The 1,238-nt window shown below is 67.9% G+C and carries 2 protein-coding genes; both read left to right on the top strand.

Annotated elements, in window-relative coordinates; genetic code table 11:
• Window positions 1-791, top strand: a 791-nt coding sequence (locus EQG76_RS22250) for a calcium-binding protein (protein WP_235031507.1), incomplete at its 5' end; no start/stop codon positions are given.
• 78 nt (window positions 792-869) lie between these two features.
• On the top strand, window positions 870-1,115 hold the full coding sequence (gene purS, locus EQG76_RS22245) for a phosphoribosylformylglycinamidine synthase subunit PurS (RefSeq protein ID WP_159716504.1): 246 nt from the start codon (window positions 870-872) through the stop codon (window positions 1,113-1,115).
• Window positions 1,116-1,238: the final 123 nt, after the last annotated feature.

Raw genomic sequence — 1,238 nt, 5'->3', positions numbered from 1 at the left:
CCCTGTTCGGCGTCACCGAGATCCCGCCCGTGGCGATTGGGACCTACGGGGCGGGCGGCATCGCCCCGCTCATCGGCACCAGCCGGGTCGACATCTTGGTGGGCGGGCCGAAGGACGATCGGCTGGCCGGCCTGTGCGGCGATGACCGGCTGTTCGGCGGGGGCGGCAACGACCGGCTGGACGGCCATGACGGCCACGACAACCTCTTCGGCAACCTGGGTGACGACACGGTGGTCGGCGGGCCGGGCCGCGGCCGACTGTTTGGTGAGGGCGGCGACGACTGGCTGTTCGGCGGGACCGGCAACGACGAGCTGCAGGGCTCGACCGGCACCGACCGGCTGTTCGGTGGCGACGGCGACGACCTCCTGTCCGGCGGCGACGGCGACGACTTCCAGAACGGCGAGGCTGGCCGCAACGAACTGACCGGCGGCTTCGGTTCCGACCTGTTCCTGTTCGGCTACGGCTTCGGCATCCGCGAGGAGCCCACCTATCCCGAGACGTTCACGGTGATCGCCGACTTCACCCAGGGCGTCGACCGGATTGGCATCGCGCCGAACGACCACAACCAGATCTTCCCCCATCAGTTCGACAGCAATGGCGACGGCAGCATCGACACGTTCGACCGGGGCGTCGCCTATACCAACATCGCGGTGATCCCCGGGCGCAACGAAACTGGCCTGCTGTTCGACCTGGGCTATCTCAGCGGCTTCGGCCCGATCCAGCACACGGAGGTGTTCATCCCAAACCTGGAGCGCCTCGCCGCGGCGGATCTGGACTTCTATTTCGGCTGAACGGCACCAGTTCTTGTCTGCCGCCGCGTTGGCCACTAGGGAAGGCCGCATCGCACGAGGCGCGGCTTACGGAGACAGGTGGTGAAGGTCAGCGTGGAAGTGGGCCTGAAGCAGGGCGTGCTCGACCCGGAGGCGGTCACGATCGAGCGCTCGCTGCTCCATCTGGGCTTCGAGGGGGTGAGCGGGCTGCGCAAGACCCGGGTCTTCACCTTCGGCCTCGAGGCCAAGGACCGTGCGGCGGCCGAGGCTTCGGTCAAGGCGATGTGCGAGAAGCTGCTCGCCAACCCGGTGATCGAGAGCTATCGATTCACGGTGGAAGAGTGACCCGCTGATGCGTGCCGCCGTCGTCACCTTCCCAGGCGCCAACCGCGACCGCGACCTGGTGCGCGCCTTTCGGGCCACCGGCTTTGCCGACGTCCATCTGGTCTGGCACGAGGCTACCGAGCT

The organism is Geminicoccus flavidas (assembly GCF_009806515.1).
Taxonomy (GTDB): domain Bacteria; phylum Pseudomonadota; class Alphaproteobacteria; order Geminicoccales; family Geminicoccaceae; genus Geminicoccus; species Geminicoccus flavidus.
The sequence above is the reverse complement of the archived record's forward strand: the minus strand, read 5'-3'. Positions and strand labels throughout refer to the sequence as shown.